Annotated in this window: 13 protein-coding genes; 5 read left to right on the top strand and 8 right to left on the bottom strand. The window is 67.2% G+C overall.

What is annotated here, in order from left to right; genetic code table 11:
- The first annotated feature begins 180 nt into the window (after positions 1-180).
- Entirely contained in the window at positions 181-2,265 is a 2,085-nt protein-coding gene (locus ASF06_RS15895) for a DNA gyrase/topoisomerase IV subunit B (protein ID WP_055949269.1), read from the top strand.
- Positions 2,266-2,307: 42 nt separating this feature from the next.
- Here the strand turns inward: ASF06_RS15895 and alr are convergent, their stop codons facing one another.
- The 7 genes from alr to ASF06_RS15860 all read right to left on the bottom strand — a co-directional run bounded on the left by alr (position 2,308) and on the right by ASF06_RS15860 (position 9,991).
- On the bottom strand, positions 2,308-3,381 hold the full coding sequence (gene alr / locus ASF06_RS15890) for an alanine racemase (RefSeq protein ID WP_055949266.1): 1,074 nt from the start codon (positions 3,379-3,381) through the stop codon (positions 2,308-2,310).
- The gene (locus ASF06_RS15885) at positions 3,378-4,067 is read right to left on the bottom strand and encodes an alanine racemase C-terminal domain-containing protein (RefSeq protein WP_055949265.1); all 690 of its coding nucleotides are present in this window, start codon (positions 4,065-4,067) and stop codon (positions 3,378-3,380) included. Before ASF06_RS15885 ends, alr begins: the two co-directional genes overlap by 4 nt.
- 65 nt (positions 4,068-4,132) lie before the next feature.
- A complete protein-coding gene (locus tag ASF06_RS15880; RefSeq protein WP_055949262.1) occupies positions 4,133-4,882 on the bottom strand; it encodes a type 1 glutamine amidotransferase in 750 nt (249 codons plus the stop codon).
- On the bottom strand, positions 4,879-6,159 hold the full coding sequence (locus tag ASF06_RS15875) for a MurT ligase domain-containing protein (RefSeq protein WP_055928987.1): 1,281 nt from the start codon (positions 6,157-6,159) through the stop codon (positions 4,879-4,881). The genes ASF06_RS15880 and ASF06_RS15875 overlap by 4 nt, the downstream gene beginning before the upstream one ends.
- Positions 6,160-6,166: 7 nt before the next feature.
- A complete protein-coding gene (locus tag ASF06_RS15870) occupies positions 6,167-7,501 on the bottom strand; it encodes an RNA polymerase sigma factor (RefSeq protein ID WP_082501007.1) in 1,335 nt (444 codons plus the stop codon).
- Between the two features lie 200 nt (positions 7,502-7,701).
- A complete protein-coding gene (locus ASF06_RS15865; protein ID WP_055949259.1) occupies positions 7,702-9,018 on the bottom strand; it encodes an MFS transporter in 1,317 nt (438 codons plus the stop codon).
- A 37-nt stretch (positions 9,019-9,055) separates the two neighbouring features.
- Positions 9,056-9,991, bottom strand: a complete 936-nt coding sequence (locus ASF06_RS15860; RefSeq protein ID WP_055928993.1) for a proteasome assembly chaperone family protein — start codon at positions 9,989-9,991, stop codon at positions 9,056-9,058.
- Between the two features lie 85 nt (positions 9,992-10,076).
- On the opposite strand from ASF06_RS15860, the gene ASF06_RS15855 reads away from it, so the two are divergent.
- The 3 genes from ASF06_RS15855 to sucB all read left to right on the top strand — a co-directional run bounded on the left by ASF06_RS15855 (position 10,077) and on the right by sucB (position 14,645).
- The gene (locus ASF06_RS15855) at positions 10,077-11,594 is read left to right on the top strand and encodes a leucyl aminopeptidase (protein ID WP_055949258.1); all 1,518 of its coding nucleotides are present in this window, start codon (positions 10,077-10,079) and stop codon (positions 11,592-11,594) included.
- A 107-nt stretch (positions 11,595-11,701) separates the two neighbouring features.
- Entirely contained in the window at positions 11,702-13,075 is a 1,374-nt protein-coding gene (lpdA, locus tag ASF06_RS15850) for a dihydrolipoyl dehydrogenase (RefSeq protein ID WP_055949255.1), read from the top strand.
- Positions 13,076-13,148: 73 nt separating this feature from the next.
- Positions 13,149-14,645 (top strand): 2-oxoglutarate dehydrogenase, E2 component, dihydrolipoamide succinyltransferase, encoded by a 1,497-nt coding sequence (gene sucB, locus ASF06_RS15845; protein WP_055949253.1) that lies wholly within the window; start codon positions 13,149-13,151, stop codon positions 14,643-14,645.
- Here the strand turns inward: sucB and ASF06_RS15840 are convergent.
- A complete protein-coding gene (locus ASF06_RS15840) occupies positions 14,639-16,300 on the bottom strand; it encodes a protein kinase (RefSeq protein WP_055949250.1) in 1,662 nt (553 codons plus the stop codon). The two genes, sucB and ASF06_RS15840, sit on opposite strands and share 7 nt — an antisense overlap.
- Positions 16,301-16,451: 151 nt before the next feature.
- Between ASF06_RS15840 and ASF06_RS15835 the strand changes: the two genes are divergently transcribed.
- Complete coding sequence (locus ASF06_RS15835) at positions 16,452-17,171, top strand: DUF4191 domain-containing protein (RefSeq protein ID WP_055929010.1); 720 nt, start codon at positions 16,452-16,454, stop codon at positions 17,169-17,171.
- Positions 17,172-17,174 lie beyond the last annotated feature (3 nt).

The raw sequence follows: 17,174 nt of genomic DNA, 5'->3' as shown, positions 1-17,174 counted from the left end.
GACAACCGGTCTAGTCATCAAATCACGTGTATGTTTCGCGGGTGCGTCTTTCGCTCGTGTTTCGCTCTGCGCGTATGTCGGATCGGCGCATTCGTGTCGATGGGCGGGCGCACCCTCTCGGGTAACTACAGTTGAGCGTTGGGCCCGATCCGTAGGCCTGACGCTTACTTGGGAGAACACGTGGCATCGGCCGACTATTCCGCACGGCACCTGTCGGTACTCGAAGGACTCGAGGCTGTTCGCAAACGTCCGGGCATGTACATCGGATCGACCGACTCGCGCGGACTCATGCACTGCGTGTGGGAGATCATCGACAACTCGGTCGATGAGGCGCTCGGCGGCCACGGTTCCGAGATCGAGATCCAGCTGCACGCCGACTCCAGTGTCGAGGTACGAGACCGGGCTCGAGGCATCCCCGTCGACATCGAACCGAAGACCGGGTTGTCGGGTGTCGAGGTCGTCTTCACCAAGCTTCACGCCGGCGGAAAGTTTGGTTCCGGGTCGTATGCGGCATCCGGTGGTCTGCACGGCGTGGGAGCCTCTGTCGTCAACGCCCTGTCGGAGCGCCTCGACGTCGAGGTCGACCGCGACGGCAAGACCTACGCCATGTCGTTCCACCGCGGCGAGCCGGGTGTCTTCGACGACTCCGGTTCCGCACCGACACCGGATGCGCCGTTCACGCCGTTCGAGAACGGCAGCGAACTGCGGGTGGTCGGCAAGGTCAAGCGGGGCGTGACCGGCACCCGCATCCGGTACTGGGCCGACAGGCAGATCTTCAGCACCACGGCACGCTTCCAAACGGAGGAGCTCTTCGATCGGGCCCGCCAGACCGCGTTCCTCGTTCCCGGTCTTTCGATCGGCATCACCGACGAGCGGGGAGAGGAGATCCGGCGCGACGCGTTCCGTTTCGACGGGGGCATCGCGGAGTTCGTCGAGCACCTCGCGACCGATTCCGGTGTCACGGAGACGTGGCGTCTGCAGGGAACGGGGTCGTTCACCGAGACAGTGCCCGTGCTCTCCCCGCAGGGCGCCATGGTTCCCACCGAGCTCAGCAGGGAGTGCGAGGTCGACCTGGCGCTGCGCTGGGGAACGGGCTATGAGACCACGTTCCGGAGCTTCGTGAACATCATCTCGACCCCGAAGGGCGGCACCCACCAGGCCGGCTTCGAGGCGGGCCTGCTCAAGTTCCTGCGCCAGACCGTCGAGGCGAATGCCCGACGGTTGAAGGCGGGCAACGACAAGCTCGAGAAAGACGATGTGCTCGCGGGACTCACGGCGGTGCTCACGGTGCGCCTGCCCGAACCGCAGTTCGAGGGCCAGACCAAGGAGATCCTCGGAACGCCGGCCGTGCGCAACATCGTCTCGCAGGTGGTGACGAAGGGCCTCAAGGAGAGGTTCGAGTCGACGAAGCGCGACGACAAGGCGCAGACCGCCCTGGTGCTCGACAAGGTCGTCGCTGAGATGAAGTCCCGCATCTCCGCTCGGGCGCACAAAGAGACCCAGCGCCGCAAGAACGCCCTCGAATCGTCGTCGCTTCCTGCCAAGCTGGTCGACTGCCGCTCCAACGACGTCGCCCTGAGCGAGCTGATGATCGTCGAGGGAGACTCGGCACTCGGAACGGCGAAGCTCGCCCGCAACAGCGAGTTCCAGGCCCTTCTGCCCATCCGGGGCAAGATCCTCAACGTGCAGAAGGCCTCCGTCGCCGACATGCTCGGCAACGCGGAGTGCGCGTCGATCATCCAGGTCATCGGCGCCGGCTCCGGCCGGTCGTTCGACCTGTCGACCGCGCGCTACGGCAAGATCATCCTGATGAGCGACGCCGACGTCGACGGTGCGCACATCCGCACGCTGCTCCTCACGCTGTTCTTCCGCTACATGAGGCCTCTCGTCGAAGACGGCCGGGTCTACGCCGCCGTGCCCCCGCTGCATCGGGTCGTCGTCATGAATCCGGGCACGAAGCCCAACGAGACCATCTACACCTACTCCGAGGCCGAGCTGCACACGTTGCTCACGCAGCTCGACAAGGCCAAGAAGCGCTACCAGGATCCGATCCAGCGCTACAAGGGCCTCGGCGAGATGGATGCCGACCAGCTGGCGACGACGACGATGGACAAGCGGCATCGCACGCTGCGTCGGGTCGGCGTCAGCGACGCCGAGAGGGCGGAGCGCACCTTCGACCTGCTGATGGGTGACGACGTCGCCCCTCGCAAGGAGTTCATCATCGCCGGATCCGAAGGAATGTCCCGAGAGCGCATCGACACCTGATGACGTGCCCGGTCAGCCGGGCGCAGTGCCGGGTGCGGCGCGTCAGACGATGCGACGGGGAATGCTTGGGCTGAGCCGCACCACGAGCTCCTCGGACATCGTCGACGTGGCGTCTCCCCACTGCTGCAGGGTCGGCTCCCCCGCGCTGCCATCTCCCCAGAGCGTCACGACATCTCCGATCGAGACATCCGTGTCGCCGTCGAGGCCGATCCACGCACGGTCGACCTCGAGTGGCGAGATCAGGGGGCGGCGTCGACCGTGGATCGCCACGTCGATGCGGCCTGGGGCGAACGTCGAGATGCCATCGGCGTAGCCGAGGTCGATCGACGCCCGGCGGCGGCCATCCGAATCGCTCTCGACTGCGGTGACGCGGGCGCGCAGGGTCATCGCCTGACGCAGGCCCATGTCCTCCGCGCTCGGCCCGTCACCGGGCGGCAGGCCGTATACGAAGGCACCGAGGCGCACGAGGTCGAAGCGCGCGTCGGAACGCGCGTACGCGGCTGCACTGGCCGCCAGATGACGAACGGGCGCCCGCACCCCGAGCCCGCGTGCCACATCGACCGCCGCCTCGAAGCGACGGATCGACTGCGTGTCCTCGTCGTCGCTGGCTTCGGCTATGTGGGTCCAGATGGCGACGATCTCGACGACACCTCGCTGCTCGAGCTCCCGGGCTCGCTCCACCAGCCGGGGCCACTCCTCCGCCGTGGCGCCATTGCGGTGCAGGCCCGTATCGATCTTGAGATGGATGCGCGCCGCGGCCGCGTTGGTCGACGCGGCGGCGGTCTCGAGCTGCGGCACCGTGGAGATGCCCAGATCGATGCCCGCCGCGATCGCGGTCGCGAGATCCTCCTCCGGATCGATCAGCCAGGCGAAGATCCGTGTGGGCGGCGCGATTCCACCCCGTCGAAGCGTGAGGGCCGTGGGCACATCGAGGGCGCCGATCCACGTGACGCCGGCCCGGACCGACGTCGTGGCGACGTCGAGGAGTCCGTGACCGTAGGCGTCGTTCTTGACCACGACCATCACCTCCGCTGGTGCGACCCTCGCCGACAGCACGTCGATGTTGTGACGCAGTGCGTCGAGATCGACGACGATCTCTCTGGTGACATCGGTCATCGATAGCTCCGAACGATCCTGTCGCCGAGCGAGGCCGTGACCTCGGCGCCGGTCTTGCCGAGGGCGCCCGCCCAAGCGACGGGCGACGGGTAGCCGTGCTGCTCGTCGCCGAAGAGCACCACCTCGTCGCCGGGTGACACGGGCGAGTCGTCGACGTCGAGCATAAAGACATCCATGGCCACGCGTCCTGCGATGGGGTGGGTGCCGCCTCCGAACCAGGCGCGTCCTCCGTCGCAGGCGTGTCGGTCTATGCCGTCGCTGTAGCCGAGGCAGACCATTGCCAGGGTCGTCGCGCGGGGGGTGCGATAGACGTAGCCGTACGACACGCCCTCGCCCGCGCCGACCTTCTTGACCGACAGAACGCGGGCCGAGAGGGTGAGGGCTGGGAGCAGCCCAAGGGCTCGAGGGTCCCTGAATTCGGTGGTGTCGAGACCGAACAGCTGCGGCCCGAGGAGTGTCGTCGAGTCGGGCGAGAGCTGCGACCGGAGGATCGACGGCGTCGAGAGGGCGAGTGCGTCGATGGCCTGCGCGTCGGTCTCGTTCGAGACGAGGAACGCGTCGAACGGCAGGTCGTCGAGTGCCTTGGCCACGGCGGCCGCACCGTGTCCGTAGGCGTCGCCCCGCAGATCGGCCACGACCTGCCCGGAGGACGGTTCAGCGAGCAGGAGGCGCGTGTTGCTGCGCACCGTCTCGAGGCTGATGACAGCTCTGCGAGGCGGTGCCGGATGTAACTCGTGGGGCCCGGACATCACTAGATCGTGGTGAAGACGCTCTTGACGTTCGCCACGATCACTTCACGGGACTTCGCCGCAAGCCGATCCAGTTCGGCGTGGGCGGCGGATGGCGCGTACGCCTCGTCTCGGCGCTCGAGGGCCGCTCGGATGACGGCGTCGCTGAGCGAGGGGTTGAGCGGAAGGATCGGACCCTTCGTCTGCGTGGCCACGGATGCACCGGCGAGCACACCCTCCCGGCCATTGCCGTTGCCCCCGCCCGAGGTGACGGCCCCGAGTGGAACGGCGCCGGTCTCGAGGTTCCACTCCGACGCGTTGTCTTCGAACCCGACGACGGTGCCCTGCGCCGTCTCCACGACGATGTAGCCGACCTGGCGCGGGACTCCCCTGCGGGCGGAGAAGGGGAAGATGCCCACCCCTTCGAGAACCGTGCCGTCGGCGAGCGTGATACCGGTGCCGAGCAGCTCGGCGCCGGCGCCCACGGCGAAGAACGGAACGCCGTCCTCGGCAAGAGAGCGCAGGGCCGCCGCGTTGTCGAGGAGGTCGTTATGCACCGCCCGCACGGCTGAGACCGGCCCGTTGCCGATGACGACGATGTCCGGGTCTTTCGACAGCCGCTTGCCTACGGTGTGCTGCACGACGTCGACGCGGTGACCGGCTCGCTCGAGCCGTGTCTTGAGGGCGGTCACGTTGCCCCGCTCGCCGCTCGCCTCGAGTTCGTCGGGGTACAGCTCGAGAATCGAGACAGAGATTCCGGATGACGAGCTCAAAATGAGACCTCCATGTCGCCGTAGCCGATGATCTTTCGCGCGAGCATCATCTGCTCGTAGTTGACCACCCAGGTCTTGTGACCCGTCTGGGGTGCGGGCAGCGCACGCATCAACTCGATCGCCTTCTTGAGATCGGGCTCGATCGTGCCCACGGGGATTCCCTCGTGCTCGAGGCGCAGCGCGAACTGCCAGGCCTTGGCTCCGGTCAGCACGTCGACGTGGTCGAGCTGGGCGAAGTCGATGTCGTAGAGCCAGGAGACGTCGGGGGTGCCCTCGTCGATGGCGACCATCACCTGTTCCGGTGCTGCGGGAAGCGCGTCGAGGTTGAGCTGAAGGCTCGCGGCGTTCTTGAACATCACGAACTCGACCTTCTCGTCACCGAAGTCGAGCAGTTCACCGCGACCGTAGGCGGGCGTCATTGCCGAGAACGCGGCCGATGCCTTCGCGAGGTCGAAGTCGGCCCCCAGCACCTTCGCCGCGGTGGCGAGCGCCGCTGCGGCGTCGACTCCGTAATGCAGGCCCTTGGCGGGCAGAGCGACCTCGGCGAGGGTGCCATCGACGCGGATGCGTGCACCCGTGCTGTCCCAGGATTCGAGCTCGGCGAGTGCATCGAGTGTCGCGCCGGACGCCTTCTCTCGATGGTTCGCCGCGTTGAAGAGCCCGTGCGCCGAGCTCGCCACCAGCTTCGGGGATGCCCCGAAGTAGGTGACGTCGGGAACCCGAGCGCCCTTGGCCTCGAGGATCTCGCCGATCTTCGAGAGGTAGGCGTCGTCTCGATTGCTGATCACGTGCGAGGTGGCGACGGCAGCGGTGTCGAGCATCATGTCGGCCACGACCTCGGTCTCGAAGAACCGGTACAACTGGTCGACCTGCACGTTGAGCATCAGGATCGTCGACGGCAGCAGCGTCTTCGAGAGCTCGAGCGCGAACGCCTCGTCGACCTCGAGGATGCCGATGTCGGCCTTGAGCTTTCCCGTCACGCCGACCTCGGAGAGCAGGGCCGACGAGATGCCCTGGGGCAGGTTCGCACCGGAGGGGTTGGTGAAGACCGTCAGGCCGTGGGCCCTGAGGACCTCGGTGAGCATATGGGTCGTCGTCGATTTTCCGTTGGAGCCGAGAACGAACACGATGCCGTACTCGAACTGCGCGACGACATTCTTGATGAACCCCGGCGCCATCTTGTTGACGACGTATCCGGGCAGCGCCGACCCTCCGCCGCGCGCCCGGGTGACAGCCCGGACGGCGCGACCGACGAGGACGGGCGCGATATAACGCATCCGCGGCCTACTCGAGGTAGTCGCGCAGTGACTGCGACCGCGACGGGTGGCGGAGCTTCGCCATCGTCTTCGACTCGATCTGGCGGATGCGCTCACGAGTGACGCCGAAGGTGTCACCGATCTGGTCGAGTGTCTTGGGCATTCCGTCGCCCAGACCGAAGCGCATGCGGATCACTCCGGCCTCGCGCTCGGAGAGCGAGTCGAGAAGCGACTCGAGCTGCTTCTGCAGCATCGTGAAGCCCACGGCGTCGGCAGGAACGACGGCCTCGGTGTCTTCGATGAGGTCACCGAACTCGCTGTCGCCGTCTTCGCCCAGCGGGGTGTGCAGGGAGATCGGCTCGCGGCCGTACTTCTGAACCTCGACGACCTTCTCGGGCGTCATGTCGAGCTCGCGCGACAGTTCCTCGGGGGTCGGTTCGCGACCGAGATCCTGAAGCATCTGGCGCTGAACGCGGGCGAGTTTGTTGATGACCTCGACCATGTGCACCGGGATGCGGATGGTGCGGGCCTGGTCGGCCATCGCGCGGGTGATCGCCTGGCGGATCCACCACGTGGCATAGGTGGAGAACTTGAAGCCCTTCGTGTAGTCGAACTTCTCGACCGCACGGATAAGGCCCAGGTTTCCTTCCTGGATCAGGTCGAGGAACTGCATTCCACGGCCCGTGTAGCGCTTGGCGAGGCTCACGACGAGTCGCAGGTTGGCGCCGAGCAGGTGGCTCTTGGCCCGGGCGCCGTCGCGGGCGACCCACTGCAGCTCGCGGCCGTAGGCCGACTTCTTCTCGGCCTCGCTCATCGTCGACATGGTGTCCTCGGCGAAGAGACCGGCCTCGATGCGCATGGCCAGTTCGACCTCTTCGGCCGCGTTCAGAAGCGCGACCTTTCCGATCTGCTTCAGGTAGTCCTTGACAGGGTCGGCGGTGGCGCCGGTGATGGCCGTCGAGTAGACCGGAACATCGCTGTCGTCGTCGGCGTCGGAGATGACGAGAGCGCCAGCGGGCAGAACGATCTCGGCAGCAGCCTTGGGAGCGCTGTCGTCGGACTCGTCGTCTGTCGTGGTCTCGTCTTCGTCGACGACGACCTCGACGACCACGGCGCCATCGGCATCGTCGTCATCGGATCCGGGGCCGTCTGCTTCGGCGGCGGCCTTGGCCTTCTTGGCGGCGGCAGCGGTCTTCGCCGCGGCAGCCTTGGTGGGCGCCTTCGCGGCGGCGGTCTTGCCGGCGGGCGCCTTCGCAGCGGCAGCAGCCTTCGCGGCTGCGGCCTTCGTCACGGGCTTGGCCGCGACAGCGGCAGGCTCGTCTGGGGTGGGTTCGAGTGTTGTGGTTGATTTGCGGGTGGCCATACGATCACCTTTCACGCCGGTCTCACCGGGTGGATTCGACTTCGCGAGTCGATGCCAATTGGAGGCTGGAGTTGTTTTCTGACATTACTAAGACCCATGTCAAGTGCGGGTTTTTTGTTGCGCCCGGTTGACCGGACACCCTGCACAAGAACGGGTCTCGATTCTCAATTATTGCACGGAATGAAGACGAGGCCTGCCGACTAGCGGCGTCGACGTGACCACTTCCCTGCAAGTGCAACCCACAAGGGGGCCACGGATATTCCCTCGTCCTCCTGGAGTCGCCGTCTCGTGTGGCGACGAGCACGGAGCAGGAAGTACACACCGGTGCCGACGACGAGATACTGCACCGCGAACGCCAGCCTGAACGCATCCATCGAGTAGAGGGCGGTGCTGAGGCCTGCGTCGAACTGCACGTCGAGGATGAGCCCGATGAGGAACAGCATGACGAAGCTCGCCATGAATCCGCCCACGTTCACGACCCCGTTGGCCGAGCCGAGCGATCGAGCCGGATTGAACGAGCGTGCGAAGTCGAATCCGATGAGCGAGCCCGGCCCTCCGATTCCCAGGGTGATGGTGAGGATCGCGATCAGCCAGATCGGCGGAATGCCGGGCCAGAGGAGGACGGCTGCCCAGACGAGCCCGAGAGACGCGGTGATGCCGAGCACCAGATTCGATCTCCGGAGCGGGAATCGGGCGCTCAGGATGCCGAGGATCGGGCCGGCGATCATGCCCGACACCACGATGACGACGAGAAACGCCGCGGCCGCGGGACGGTCGAGCCCCACTGCCGAGACCAGGAACGGGAAGCCCCAGAAGATGGTGAACACCGTTCCCGAGGACTGGCTGACGAAATGCGACCAGAACCCCAACTGCGTTCCGGGCCTGCGCAAGGTGGGCGCCAGCATCCGGATCGCCTCGCCCATGCTGGCGACGCGCCCGTCGCCGGGCGCTCCCGGCGGGCGGTTCTTGAGGAAGGCGGCCGAGAGCACGAGGGCGCAGAACGACGCCGCCGCCGCGACCGAGAAGGCGGGCGTCCACCCGAATCCGTGCAGGATCCAGGCGAAGGGCAGCGCCGAGAGCACCTGGCCGAGCTGGCCGATGTTGCCGACCCATTGGCTCAGCTGGGGAACGATCCGGCCCGAGAACCAGGAGTTGACGAGCCGCATCACGGAGATGAACACGGCGGCGTCGCCGGCGCCCACGAAGATGCGGCCCAGTACGGCCGTGGGGATGTCGGGCGCGATCGACAGCACGAGCTGTCCGACGACCATGAAGGCGCAGCCGACGGTGATCAGCCACTTCGGCCCCACGCGGTCGATGAGGATGCCGACCGGGATCTGAAGACCGGCGTACACGATGAGCTGCACGACGGCGAGCGTCGAGAGCAGCGCGGCCGACGAATCGAATCTCTCCGCCGCGTCGACTCCGGCGACGCCGAGCGTCGTGCGCTGCATGACCGAGATCATGTAGGCGAAGACGCCGACACCGAAGACAAGCCAGGCGCGTCGAGAATTCACGTACTCAATCGTACGGCGACGACCGATGCCGGATTCGTCAGAGGCCGAGTGAGGGCCCTGCGTCGTCGTCGCCCGCGCGCCGGATGGCGAGGAACTTCTCGAGCTCCTCGGCGATCTCGTCGGCCGAAGGCAGCTCGCCGTCTTCATCGGTGAGAGGCGACTTGAGCGGAGTGCCCTGCATGTAGGCGTCGTGACGCTCCTCGAGCGTGCCCACGAGCTTCTCGAGGTCGACATTGGTTCCGACCTGCTCGTCGATCTTCGACAGGAAGACCCGACCCTCTTCGCGGAGCTTGTCTGTGGGGAAGATGAGGCCGGTGGCCGCACTGATGCTCTCGAGGCTCGACAGCGCCGCCAGCGGGAATTCGGTATCGGCGAGGTAGTGGGGAACGAGCAGCGCGAATCCGGCGACCGGATGCGACAGCTCCTGCAGACGGAACTCCACGAGGTGCATCGCGTTGGCCGGCACCTGTGTGTGCGGCTTCCACACGGACAGGGCGTCGATGAGCTCGATGCGGTTGCCGCTCACCGTGACACGGATGGGCCTGGTGTGCGGAACGGGCATGGGGATGGCGTGCACCGACGTCGTGGTCTTGATCTTGAGCCGGCCGATCAGGTCGATGACGGCCTTGGAGAAGGCCTCCCACCGAAAGTCGGGCTCGAAGCCGTTCAAAAAGAGGAAGGGCTGGTTGAGCTCGTCTTGCACCAGGTAGAGACGCAGCGCCGGGGGCTGGTAGTCGCTCAAGTGATCTTGGTCGAAGTAGATGATGGGACGACGCGCTCGGTAGTCGAGCAGCGAGTCGGTGTCGAACTCGGCGATCACGCGATTGCTCAGATTGTCGAGGATGTAGTCGCCGATCTGCGCGCTGGCGCCGCCCGCGTCGGTGAAACCGGTGAGCGACATCACCAGGTCGAGTCCCTCGGGAATGTTGCCGAGCTCGCCGGTGATCTCGTAGAGCTCGCTCGAATCCGTCATGGATTCAACTCTAATCGCGGCAGGAGTCGGAGCCCCGCCGACTCGGCATGCCGAGAGCGAACAACGCCCGGCCTAGGGTTGAGGCATGACTCTCGCCTCTCTTGCCACCTCCTCCTCGAACCCCGCCGACGTCGCCGTCGACGTTCTCGTGCTCGGGGTGACCCGCACCGGCGACGGGCCCGCGCTCGTCGGAGCCGCCGAGTCGTTGCTCGGGGCGGATCCGGCGTTCTCCGACCTCGCCGTGCTCGGCATCACGGGGTCGAAGGACGACCTCGTTCGCCTGACGGCGCCGGCCGGCATCGAGGCCCGCTCGATCGCTCTCGTCGGACTCGCCTCCGCCGACCCGAGCGCCGACGACCTGCGCTACGCCGCGGGCTCGGTCGCGCGCCGGATGCTCGGGGTCGGGTCGGTCGCGTTCGCCCTGCCCGTCGCAGACGAGGCCCAGGCGCAGGCGGTTCTCGAGGGCTGCCTGCTCGGTGCGTATGAGTACGTGGAGTACCGCAGTGAGGGAGGCAGCCCGCGCACCCGCCCGGCCGAGTCGTTCACGCTCGTGACATCGGTCGCCGTCTCGCCCGAGGCGCTCTCGTATGCGACCGAGGTGGGCCGCGCGGTGCACCTGGTTCGCGACCTCGTGAACGAATCGCCGCTCGACCTGTACCCGGAATCGTTCGCCGCACGCGCATCCGAACTCGCCGACCTGCCGGGCGTCGAGGTCACCACCTGGGACGAGACCCAGCTGGCGGCCGACGGCTTCGGTGGCATCCTCGGAGTGGGCCAGGGATCGTCGCGACCGCCCCGGCTCGTCAAGGTCGTCTACTCCCCCGCCGATGTCGAGAACGCGAGGCACATCGCCCTCGTCGGCAAGGGAATCACGTTCGACTCGGGCGGACTCTCGCTGAAGCCCGCCGCCTCGATGATCGGAATGAAGTACGACATGGCCGGCGCGGCCACCGTGCTGTCGGTCGTCCTCGCCGCCGCACGCCTCGCGCTGCCGACGAAGGTGACCGCGTGGCTCTGCCTCGCCGAGAACCTGCCGTCGGCCACGGCGATACGGCCCGGGGATGTCCTCCGCATCCGCGGCGGCAAGACGGTCGAGGTGCTCAACACCGACGCCGAGGGCCGCCTCGTTCTCGCCGACGGCCTCGTCGCCGCGAGCGAGGAGTCGCCCGACGCCATCATCGACGTGGCCACTCTCACCGGAGCGGCGAGCGTCGCGCTCGGTAACCGCTACGTCGGGACCTTGGGTACATCCCCGCTCGTGTCAGAGGTTCTCGGCGCCGCATCGAACGCGGGCGAGCTCTTCTGGCACATGCCCCTCGGCGAGGAGTTCCGGTCGATGCTCAACTCGGACATCGCCGACATCGCGAACATCAAGCCGGGCAACACGGCCGGCGGCATGCTGATCGCCGCAGTCTTCCTGAACGAGTTCATCGGGGAGGCGGCCGACGGATCCGGACGCATTCCGTGGGTTCACCTCGACATCGCCGGAGCCGGAACGAACAAGGACGCCCTCTACGGCTACACCGGCAAGGGGCCCACCGGAGTGACAGTGCGCACGCTGCTCGCACTGGCGGCGGCACCGACTCCCGTGCGGTCCGAGTGAGATGACCGTAGTAGGCTCGACAAGGCGAAAAAACACGTCGCCACCGCCCGTTCCGCCCATCCTGCGGAGTGCGGGCAGAGATGCAGCTTCAGAGGGAGTCACCGCGAGTGTCTGAACAGAATTTCGACCTGGTCGTCCTCGGCGGCGGAAGCGGCGGCTACGCAGCCGCGCTCCGAGCGAGTCTTCTCGGCCTCACCGTTGGGCTGATCGAGAAGGACAAACTGGGCGGAACCTGCCTGCATCGCGGCTGCATCCCCACGAAAGCCCTCCTTCATTCCGCCGAGGTGGCCGACGCTGCACGTGGCGCGGCCAAGTACGGCATCCAGGCCTCGTTCGACGGGGTCGACATGAACGGCGTCACCGCCTACCGCGAGAGCATCGTCTCGAGCAAGTTCAAGGGTCTGGAAGGGCTCATCAAGGCGCGCAAGATCACGGTCATCCGGGGCGAGGGCCGTCTGGTCTCCCCCACCCAGGTGCGTGTCGGCGACGATGTCGTCACCGGCAAGAACGTCGTGCTCGCGACCGGTTCCTACGCCCGCTCCCTTCCCGGCCTCGAGATCGGGGGGCGCGTCATCACCAGCGAACAGGCGCTCGAACTCGACTTCGTTCCGAAGAAAGTGGCCATCCTCGGCGGCGGCGTCATCGGCGTCGAATTCGCCAGCGTGTGGAAGTCGTTCGGCTCCGAGGTCACGATCATCGAAGCGCTGCCTCACCTCGTGCCGAACGAGGAGGAATCGATCAGCAAGCAGTTCGAGCGCGCCTTCCGCAAGCGCGGCATCGAGTTCTCGCTCGGCACCCGGTTCCAGTCCGTCGAACAGAACGACGACGGTGTCGTCGTCACGCTCGAAGACGGCCGACGAATCGAGGCGGAGCTTCTCCTCGTCGCCGTCGGTCGCGGACCGTCGACGCAGAACCTCGGATTCGAAGAGGTCGGCGTCGAGATCGACCGCGGATTCGTCATCACCAACGAGCGCCTCGAGACGAACATCCCCGGCCTCTACGCCGTCGGAGACATCGTTCCCGGTCTGCAGCTCGCGCACCGCGGATTCCAGCACGGCATCTTCGTGGCCGAGGAGATCGCAGGGCTCGCGCCGCAGGTCGTCGACGACGTCAACATCCCCAAGGTCACCTATTCCGACCCGGAGGTCGCATCCGTGGGGCTCACCGAGGCGCGGGCGATCGCCCAGTACGGGCAGGAGCGGGTCACCTCGTACGACTACAGCCTCGGCGGCAACGGCAAGAGCCACATCATCGGTACCACCGGTTCGGTCAAGGTCGTACGAGTGGCCGACGGTCCTGTGGTGGGAATCCACATGATCGGCGCCCGGGTCGGAGAACTGATCGGCGAGGCACAGCTCATCGTCAACTGGGAGGCCTACCCGGAGGACGTCGCGCAGTTGGTGCACGCCCACCCGACTCAGAACGAGGCACTCGGCGAGGCACACCTCGCCCTCGCAGGCAAGCCCCTGCACGCGCTCTGACCCCCTCGCGTTCCGCACAGACTCAATACAAGTAAGCTAAAAACCACGATCGGTTTCTAAAGGAGACAAGCTAATGAGCGAATCCGTCAACCTTCCAGCACTCGGTGAGAGTGTCACAGAGGGAACGGTAACCCGCTGGCTCAAGAGTGTGGGAGACCGCGTCGAGGTCGACGAACCCCTGCTCGAAGTGTCAACGGACAAGGTGGACACCGAGATCCCGTCACCCGTAGCCGGTGTGATCGAGGAGATCCTGGTCCAGGAGGACGAGACCGTCGAGGTCGGCACAGCACTCGTGCGCATCGGAGACGGAAGCTCGGCGGGTTCGTCCGCTGCTCCGGCCGAGCCCGCGGCGGCTGCCGAACCTGAGGCCGCGCCTGCTCCCGAGGCACCTGAGGAGATCCCCGCCGAGGCACCGTCGACCGAGGCGGAGACCGAAGCCGAGGTCCCCGCTCCGGCGCCCGAGCCCGAGGCGGCGCCTGCTGCTCCAGCCGCGACGCCCGCTCCTGCAGCTGCTGCACCTGCTCCCTCGGCTCCCGCAGCTGCGCCTGCTCCTGCTGCACCTGCACCGGCTCCCGCAGCTGCCCCGGCTCCTGCTGCCGCTGCCCCTGCCGCAGCTGCGCCTGCCGCATCATCAGACGACTCGTCGCGTGCCGCCAACGCCGGTTACGTGACCCCGCTCGTCCGCAAGCTCGCTGGCGACAACGGCATCGACCTGTCGACGCTCACCGGCAGCGGCGTCGGTGGCCGCATCCGCAAGGAAGACGTGCTCGCCGCGGCCGAGGCGGCCAAGTCCGCCCCCGCTGCAGCCACGTCGGAGGCACCGAAGGCCGTCTCCACGACGCTGCCGGTTTCCGACCTCCGTGGAACCACGCAGCCGATGTCGCGCCTCCGCAAGGTCGTCGCTCAGCGTGCGGTCGAGTCCATGCAGTCCACCGCCCAGCTGACCAGCGTGGTCGAGGTCGATGTGACCCGCGTCGCCGCTCTGCGAGACAAGGTCAAGGCCACGTTCCAGGAGAAGACGGGCAACAAGCTCAGCTTCCTCCCCTTCTTCGCCCTCGCGGCGACCGAGGCGCTGAAGGCGTACCCGATCATCAACGCCACGGTCGACGGCGACAGCATCGTGTACCCCGACCACGAGAACGTGAGCATCGCCGTCGACACCGAGCGTGGACTGCTGACGCCCGTTGTGAAGAACGCCGGCGAACTCGACCTGGCCGGTTTCGCTCGCGAGATCGCCGACCTGGCCACCAGGACCCGCGACAACAAGCTCAAGCCCGACGAGCTTGCCGGCGGCACGTTCACGCTGACCAACACCGGTTCGCGCGGAGCGCTCTTCGACACGCCCGTCGTCTTCCTTCCGCAGGTTGCGATCCTGGGCACGGGCATCGTCTCGCGCAAGCCGCTCGTCATCAAGACCGACGAGGGCGAGGCCATTGCCATTCGTTCGACCGTCTACCTGGCGCTGAGCTACGATCACCGCATTGTCGATGGCGCAGACGCGGCACGCTTCCTCGTCGCCGTGAAGAACCGCCTCGAAGAGGGCGCGTTCGAGGGCAACCTCGGTTACTGATCGCTGACGAATACGTCACGAACCCTCCAGCCGGCCTCCTCCTTCATCAGAAGGAACGAGGCCGGTTGGTCGTTAAGCCGGGCGGCGACGAGCGCTGAGCCGCCCCACGCCCCGGTCACGATCGCCTCCGAGGCGTCGATCACGAGCGGGCCGGCGGCATCGATACCAGACGCCAGATAGTCGGGCTGGAAGACGGCCGTCAGGCAGGCCTCCTGCTCGGCAGCGGCGGCACACCCATCGCTGGCTTCTGACAAGGCGCGAAGAGCGGCGGCGGGGTCGTCTGTCTGTGCGAGCGTCGCATCGTCGCCCATCGCCTCGCTCTGCGGCTCGTCTGTCGGACCAGGTACCTCGGACGCCTCGCTCGACGCCACCACATCGACTCCCGCCTGGGCCTGATCTCGCGGCGCCGGAAGCGCGAGAAGCAACACTGTCGCCGCGACCACCGCACAAAAGGCACCGACGAGGAGCGGTCGGCGACCCAGCCGCCGGGCCGGGCGCCCTCCCTCGCCACCGGTGTCGGCGGCAGACGAGGCAACAGGAGCCATGCGGTTCGACCGCCGCGCCGCCGCGTCGACGAAGCGGGAGACGACCTCGAGCACCGAGGACGGTGCACCGAGGATGCGGAGGGCGGCTACCAGCCTGTTCTCCGCCGGCGTGGGCGACGGAACGGCAATAGACTCCTTCCAGTCGTACTCCGTCGTTTCGGACGGCTGTGTCGGCCGGATCGCCGAACTGAATGCGGCGTGCTCGGCCGGCTCGCGCCCAGGCGAGTCTGGCGGTGCGCCGACCGTGGCGTGGCTCTGCAGAATGATGGCATTCGGCGACGCCATGGCGAAGAGCCGCCCTTCGACCCGTGCAAGGAAGTCCGCGCTCGGGCCGATGCCGACCTCGGCGGCTGAGGTCACGATGTCGAAGCCTCGCAGCTCGCCCGGGTCGACGTGGGCGAGCACGCCCTCGATGACAGAGAGCAGGTCCCGATGGTCCTCGAGGACCGCGGAACGCCAGACCGACTCAGGCGACTCCGCCGGCTCCCCGGTGCGAGACCGCGCACGCGACCCGGGGATCGCCCCCTGCGCGAGCGGCGGCGTGCGAAGCGCGCCGCGACCGAATCCTGTCAGTACCGGCGCGCCGCGCTGATCGAAGACGATCCGGCGGAGGTGGACGGCGCCGTGCGTGACGCCGGCCTCGTGCAGCGCCTGCACCGCCGCACACAGGGGTGCGAGGATCGTCACGGCCTGCCCCGCTGTCAGCCTCTGCTGTTCGTCGAGGTATGCAGACAGCGCGGGGCCGGGCAGTCTTTCGAGCACGAGGCAGGGCGGCTCGCCCGATTCGACCGTCGCGATGTCGATGAGCCGCACGACATGAGTGGTCGCCGGCGCACTCAACGCCGCGAGTTCGACGTCGATGCTGCTCGCGGACGTATCGGCGTGAAAGACCTTGACGAGCCGTGCGCGAGGGTTCGGCTCGGCGCTCGGCGAAGACGGACGCGCAAGAAGGAGAGTGGCCCTCGAGCCGACGGCGAACCGTCTCATGACCCTGTGGCCCGCCACGTCGTCGAGCCGCGATCCGTGCAGCTCCCCCGGCGGCAGCCGCTCGCGCTCGGCCTGCTCGGCGCCCGGCGGCGGGGCTGTCGGAAGATTGCGGCCGTATCTCATCTCTCGACAGTGCCGTTCGCAGGGGCCAGGCCGCTCGGTGGGCTGAACGATCTGTGCATGATCGACCATGGGCGGCGTCTGTGGAGGAGCGGTGACGCTGCCATGAGCGAACGTGTCCGCACGATCCAAGCCGACTCGGTATCCTTGACGCATGGCACGCAAGACTGAGCAATCCACCCCCAAGCCCCCCAAAGAGCCGGGCCGCATCAAGCAGATGTGGCAGGTCTTCACGATGACCCGTCGCTACGACAAGAACGTCGTCTGGATCATGGCTCTCGGCTTTCTGCTCCCCGTCGCCGCCGGCCTGATCGTCGCCCTCCTCCTGTCGGACGGCAACGGCTTCGCCATGGCCATGTGGATCGTGGCCGGTGTTCTCGCGGGCTTCCTCGTTGCCCTCATCATTCTCGGCCGTCGAGCCGAACGCGCTGCCTACGGTCAGATCGCAGGTCAGCCCGGCGCGGTCGGCGCCGTCCTCCGCTCCAGCCTCAAGCGCAGCTGGCGCGGCAGCGAGATGCCGGTGGCCGTGAACGGCAAGACACAAGATGCGGTCTACCGCGCGGTCGGCCGAGGCGGTGTCGTGCTCATTAGCGAGGGGTCCAAGACCCGCACGACGCGAATGCTCGAAGAAGAGCGTCGCAAGGTGCTGCGCGTGCTCCCCAACGTGCCGGTCACGTTCCTGTACGTCGACTCCCACGACCCCGACGCGCTTCCCCTGCATAAGGTCGCCAGCCGCATGGCCAAGGTCAAGCCCGCGCTCAACAAGGCCGAGGTCATGGCCGTGAGCAACCGACTCACCTCCCTGGGCTCGACGGGCATGCCGATCCCCAAGGGCGTCGACCCGTTCAAGGTTCGCCCCCAGCGAGGTCGTTGACCC

This window comes from Agreia sp. Leaf244 (assembly GCF_001422695.1).
In the GTDB taxonomy this organism is placed as follows: domain Bacteria; phylum Actinomycetota; class Actinomycetes; order Actinomycetales; family Microbacteriaceae; genus Agreia.
Note: the sequence above shows the minus strand (reverse complement) of the source record. Positions and strands in the feature narration are given on the sequence as shown.

Excerpts from the sequence above, each read along its gene's own strand:
- alr (WP_055949266.1), bottom strand. The coding sequence starts at position 3,381 with ATGACCGATGTCACCAGAGAGATCGTCGTCGATCTCGACGCACTGCGT.
- ASF06_RS15875 (WP_055928987.1), bottom strand. The coding sequence starts at position 6,159 with ATGCGTTATATCGCGCCCGTCCTCGTCGGTCGCGCCGTCCGGGCTGTC.
- ASF06_RS15870 (WP_082501007.1), bottom strand. The coding sequence starts at position 7,501 with ATGGCCACCCGCAAATCAACCACAACACTCGAACCCACCCCAGACGAG.
- ASF06_RS15860 (WP_055928993.1), bottom strand. The coding sequence starts at position 9,991 with ATGACGGATTCGAGCGAGCTCTACGAGATCACCGGCGAGCTCGGCAAC.
- ASF06_RS15855 (WP_055949258.1), top strand. The coding sequence starts at position 10,077 with ATGACTCTCGCCTCTCTTGCCACCTCCTCCTCGAACCCCGCCGACGTC.
- sucB (WP_055949253.1), top strand. The coding sequence starts at position 13,149 with ATGAGCGAATCCGTCAACCTTCCAGCACTCGGTGAGAGTGTCACAGAG.
- ASF06_RS15840 (WP_055949250.1), bottom strand. The coding sequence starts at position 16,300 with ATGAGATACGGCCGCAATCTTCCGACAGCCCCGCCGCCGGGCGCCGAG.
- ASF06_RS15835 (WP_055929010.1), top strand. The coding sequence starts at position 16,452 with ATGGCACGCAAGACTGAGCAATCCACCCCCAAGCCCCCCAAAGAGCCG.